Source organism: Microvirga tunisiensis, from assembly GCF_009296175.1.
Taxonomy (GTDB): domain Bacteria; phylum Pseudomonadota; class Alphaproteobacteria; order Rhizobiales; family Beijerinckiaceae; genus Microvirga; species Microvirga tunisiensis.
This window is the reverse complement of record NZ_VOSK01000395.1, coordinates 1-5043: the sequence shown is the minus strand read 5'-3', so window position 1 is coordinate 5043 and position 5043 is coordinate 1. Positions and strand designations below refer to the sequence as shown.

5 protein-coding genes are annotated in these 5043 nt (G+C 56.2%); all 5 read left to right on the top strand.

Translation table 11 applies throughout. From position 1 onward, the window contains the following. The first annotated feature begins 62 nt into the window (after nt 1-62). Nucleotides 63-1022 carry a TonB-dependent receptor domain-containing protein gene (locus tag FS320_RS37620; RefSeq protein ID WP_162003498.1) on the top strand — a complete coding sequence of 320 codons (960 nt, stop codon included), beginning with the start codon at nt 63-65 and terminating at the stop codon, nt 1020-1022. Between the two features lie 121 nt (nt 1023-1143). Then, a complete protein-coding gene (locus FS320_RS45545) occupies nt 1144-2004 on the top strand; it encodes a M10 family metallopeptidase C-terminal domain-containing protein (RefSeq protein WP_153885382.1) in 861 nt (286 codons plus the stop codon). A 597-nt stretch (nt 2005-2601) separates the two neighbouring features. Beyond that, entirely contained in the window at nt 2602-4464 is a 1863-nt protein-coding gene (locus FS320_RS37605) for a FecR domain-containing protein (protein ID WP_152717393.1), read from the top strand. Next, nucleotides 4461-4913, top strand: a complete 453-nt coding sequence (locus tag FS320_RS37600; protein WP_152717392.1) for a vWA domain-containing protein — start codon at nt 4461-4463, stop codon at nt 4911-4913. The genes FS320_RS37605 and FS320_RS37600 overlap by 4 nt, the downstream gene beginning before the upstream one ends. Beyond that, a partial coding sequence (locus tag FS320_RS48975) for a DUF6429 family protein (protein ID WP_244626992.1) occupies nt 4900-5043 on the top strand: 144 nt, incomplete at its 3' end. The genes FS320_RS37600 and FS320_RS48975, both read left to right, overlap by 14 nt.

The following is a 5043-nucleotide window of genomic DNA, read 5'->3' as shown; positions in this document are numbered from 1 at the left end:
ATAGAGACAAGTATCCATAGCGGGGCTCCTCAACCGTTGCACACCCCGCATCCGCCTCATCAATCTTCACGAAAGCTATTCCAAATCAAGCACTTGAAGCGAGTAATAAAATTGCTCACCAGCCTCTTACTCCTTCGGGTGAACGCCTTGCCTATGGCGCATTCCTTCAAGACCGCGTCGTATTTTCCGAATGGCTCGAAGTCATCGGTGCCCTACGATATGATTCCTATCGCCTGATAGGCGTCGATATCGAGAATGAAGGCAGTCGCCTTTCACCCAAGATCACAGTCGGGATTACGCCCTGGCAGCCGGTCACGTTCTATGCGAGCTATTCCGAGGGCTATCGGGCTCCTGCATTGACCGAAACCCTGATTGATGGGTTCCATCCGCCGCCGCTCAGCGCCGGACGTTTCTTCCCCAATCCCGATCTGAAGCCTGAGATTGCCCATAACATCGAAGGTGGCGTCAACCTGCGTTTCGATAATCTTATCGCCGAAGAGGATCGTCTGCGCATGAAATTCGGTGTCTTCCACAATCGTGTGGACGACTATATCGAACAGGTTTTCACGCGCTTCCCCGCCCCTGGGGGCTATCAGTATCGGAATATCGCCGAGGCGGTCATCGACGGTTTCGAAGCCGAGGGGATCTACGACGGTGGCTCCTATTTCGTCGGAATCGCGGGCCATATTCTTCGCGGCACGAATAGCCGAACCAATGAAGATCTCGTCAAAGTGCCACCGAACCGCCTGACAGGAACCGTCGGCTTTCGCGGTTACGACAGCCGGCTCGAGCTCGGAACCCGCGTGTCCCTCGTCGGCGCCAAGGCTCAGGCAGAGGATTTCGGTTTCGTCGGTGATCCTTATGCCGTGGTCGATCTCTTCGCCAACTGGAAGGTTAGCGAGCGAGTGACGACGGGCCTCGTGATCGAGAACTTGTTCGATCGACAATACACCGAATACCTGAACGGGAGTCCAAGTCCGGGTTTCAACGCCAAGGCGTCTCTGTCGGTCAAACTGTATTGAGGACAGAGAAGAGACACGTCACGCGTGGGATGGACCACGCTGCTTTGAGGAGGCAGGCATGACAATGACCATCAGATTGACCGCAAGCAGCTCAAACAAAGGTGTGAGCTTCAATAGCTATATGAAAACTTATTTCAAAGATTTTTCATTTGAAGGATGGCCTTACATTCTCGGTGGTTCGGGAGAGTTCAAAGGAACCCAGATTGTTCTGCTCGACAACATGAACGGCCGAAATACCAAGGCCATCGTTCTCGACGGCAGTTCCATATCTTATGATCTTGCAAAGCATATTGTTAGCGGATCCGTAACCACGGTGCGCCTTGGCACCCTCGGGAACAGCTACAAGGAGCCGGGCGAGTTCACTGAGGATCCCGCAGGACGAATCACGAATATCTCGGCGCAGGTGCAGATCTCCGGGTTGGCGATTGCCGGAGCCGAATTCCACTCTCTGGTCTCCGGCCTCATGGGAGGAGCCAGTTCGAGCCGGAAGGCCAATCCGGCGATCCTCAATGCGGCGCTTGCCGATGAGGCTCACAACCTTATCGGGTCGAGCGGCAGCGATACCTATACCGGGACCCGCTTCAGTGACCGCATCAAGGGCGGTGCCGGTAGTGACAAGCTGACAGGTGGGGCTGGAGCTGACGACCTCTGGGGTGGAGAGGGAACTGATACCTTCATCTTCAAGTCAGTCGGAGAGTCGACCGTCATGAGTTCCGGGCGGGACACGATCTTCGATTTCTCCTTCCAGCAGAAGGACAAGATCCACCTGTCATCGATTGACGCCAATGCACTCAAAGGAGGGAACCAAGCCTTTGAGTTCATTGGCACCCGGGCTTTCAGCGGAGAGGCCGGGGAGCTGCAATACCGGAAAGCAGCCAGCGACACCTATGTCTCCGGTGATGTGAATGGCGATAAGATTGCGGATTTCACAATCCATTTCGACGATGCCATCGATTTCAGCCAGAGCTACTTCGTCCTGTAAGGTGTTGCGGTAAGCGGAAGGCATTGAAGGTCATTGCCTCTCGATCACCAAGGGCAGGATGATGATCGAGCCGCTCCTGCTATGAGCAACGCGTGGAATCCATTGTTGTAAGCTCGGTTGACGGGATGGTGCGTGTCTGGGTTTGATCGAACAGAAGTCGCTCTGGCTCTGTCTCGTTTGTGATCTGGCCCACGAGCAGTCTGGATCGCGCAATCTTTAATACCGATCAGAACCTGAACATAGCCCTTTAGAGCCCTGTCGCGCTCCCCTTTCTCAATGACGGGATCTTGGTGACGTACACACAGACCGTAACCTTCATCGGGCTGGCATCGTAAGCTGCGGAGCAAGTTCTCCATCCAAGTTGTGCCCTGTAATATAAGTGCAGGACAGTTTTCTTAGATCTGTAGAGGCGTGCTTGCCATGCTACACGCACGGTTTTCAGAGCGGCCAATAGAAAGAAGCGATTACTCGGTGAACACCCGGACATGCTCGCACCCGTAGCAAAGTCGAGTGCCGGTATTCCAGCTTCTGAGATCTCATTCCGGTAGGAATGAATGAGCGAAAGAGCTATCATCCCTTGAACACAAGGGTTCAGCTGTGTACCAGTCCCAGGACGGCGCCAGTGTTTTCGACATCTGGATCGACGCCGCCGAGGCGTCGGGTAGTCGCTCTGACCCTGAAGCATCCATTGTCTTTCCGGACAAGGACGTCCTTTTCACCGCCGATTTCAAAAAATCTGGAGCCGATCTGCTGCTGACAAGGCAGGAGACAACGGCAGTGATCCTCGACTATTTCAGGGGCGACCAGCGTCTGAGCATCACGACGCCGGAAGGTGCGAGCCTTTCAGGAGAGACTGTCGAGGCGCTGGCAGGCTCCGATCTGCAAGGACAATATGCCCAGCTGTCAGGGGCAACTGCGGTTCGTGCTCCTATCGGTCGGGTCGAGAAGGTATCAGGAACGGCAACCGTCCTGCGAAACGGCGTGCCGATCGACCTGCAGGTCGGTGACATGGTCACCAAAGGTGACGTCCTTCAGACAGGAGCAAGTTCCTCATTGTCTATCAAGTTCAATGACGGAACGGTCTTCAGCCTGTCTGCCAGCGCCCGAATGGTTTTGAACGATATGATCTATGCTGCGGATTCGACCTCGAACTCTGCACTGTTCACCCTCGTTCAAGGCCTCATTGGATTTGTCGCAGGTCGGATCGCCAAGACAGGCGACCTCAAGGTCGATACTCCTGTTGCCACCATGGCGATCAGGGGAACGGCCGTACAGGCGGAGGTCGCTTCGTTCAGCGGCGCCACGCGTTTCTCGCTTCTCACCGAACCAGATGGGACTGTGGGCTCGTTCCTGCTGCTGGAGAAGGGCAATCCGTTTCGCGTGATCGCGTCGATGTCGGATGCGCGCTCCTCGACTCTCCTGACTCCCGTGGCCGGTTCTGAGCCACGCATCACGCAGATCACGAAGTCAGGCGACGACATTCGCGGCGAAAGTGATTTTGTCCGGGATCTCTTTCAGGTGTTTGCTCCTGAGCCTCGCCAGAGGAGGGGCAGCAGCGATTTTGAAGACACGCCCATCATTCCGGTGAACTTGCCTCAGCCGGTCGACACGCCCGATCCATCACAATTCGCCGTCGTCATTCCTGTGGGCACGGGACACACGTTGTCCCGCAGCCTGATCCTTCCAGGACTCACATCCGAGCCTGCACCGGTGTTTGGCAAGGCTGTCGAGGACGGACCGCTCGCGCGGCTCGATGCGGTGCCGGATAGTCTCACGTTGGACGACACGGCATTGCCACTCGTGATCATACCAGCCTCGTTGCCGCCAGGTGTAAGATATCTTAGTGGATCGCGAAGCTTTTCTTTGAATCCTTCGCATCCGGCCTATCAGCATCTGGGGCAAGGAGAGACCGAAATCGTCACTGTCGATTATGTTTTGCTGAGTGATGATAGCATCCGGGTTCCAGCTTCAATCTCCTGGACCATCGCCGACCGGAACGATGCCCCGGTTGCAGCGAGCGATCGCATCGGCAATATGAACGAGAGCGGACGCAGGATCCTGACCGTGCGCGCCAACGACCGCGACGTGGATGGTGACTCTGTCAGTATCGTTCACTGGACAGCTCCGCTCGAAGGCTCCATCGTCCGCAACTCATCCGGAGATCTTGTTTTCGATCCTGGTCGCGAATTCCAGACTCTGAGCGCCGGCGAGACGGCAACAGTGACCTTCGCCTACACGATTTCGATGCCAAGGGAGGAGCCGATACCGCGAATGTCACTTTGCAGGTCCGTGGCGCGGGGACGTTCTCCTCGCCTCATATGTCCGCTTTGGGCAGTGGAACTCTCGGGTTTAACGACCAACCGGTCTCGCTCATCATCGACGCACCATCAGCGACGACAACCGCAACCGCGAACCTCGATCTTGTCATTGGTCTTGGTCCGGTTCTGCAGCCGCAGATGAATATCCTTTATCTGATCGACATTTCAGGAAGCACATCGGATTCGTTCGAGGGGGTGCCGGTCGGCGATCTCAATGGCGATGGGCGGTCCAATACGATTCTCGATGCAGAAATCGCGAGCTTGATCGCACTGACCGAGCGAATTAGAGGGCTGGGATTCTCTGCTGCCGATGTCACGGTTACGGTGATCCCTTTCAATGGCAGCGCCGATCCGGCCGACGCCTCGGCAGGGGGCATCGTGAATGCGGCAACATTCAGCCTTGGAGCTGTGGGTGAAGAGGCGATCGCGAACCATCTGAGAGGATTGAATGCAGGTGGGGAAACGAATTTCGCAGATGCCTTGCGAGCGGCTAACGACAGGCTGCAGGGTCTGTATCAGGGTATCCATCCGAGCGGGGCCGCGGGATTTTGGGTGCCGCGCGTGGTAACGTCGGTTCATGGAGATCGATGAGGACAAGATCGACGATGCCGTTTTGGCGCTGTTATGGCTGACGCTGCATAACGAGCGTTGTGCCTGGAAGGGCTTCGACTGGGCAACGACGGATCGGCTTCACAAGAAGGGCTTGATCGGCGACCCAGTC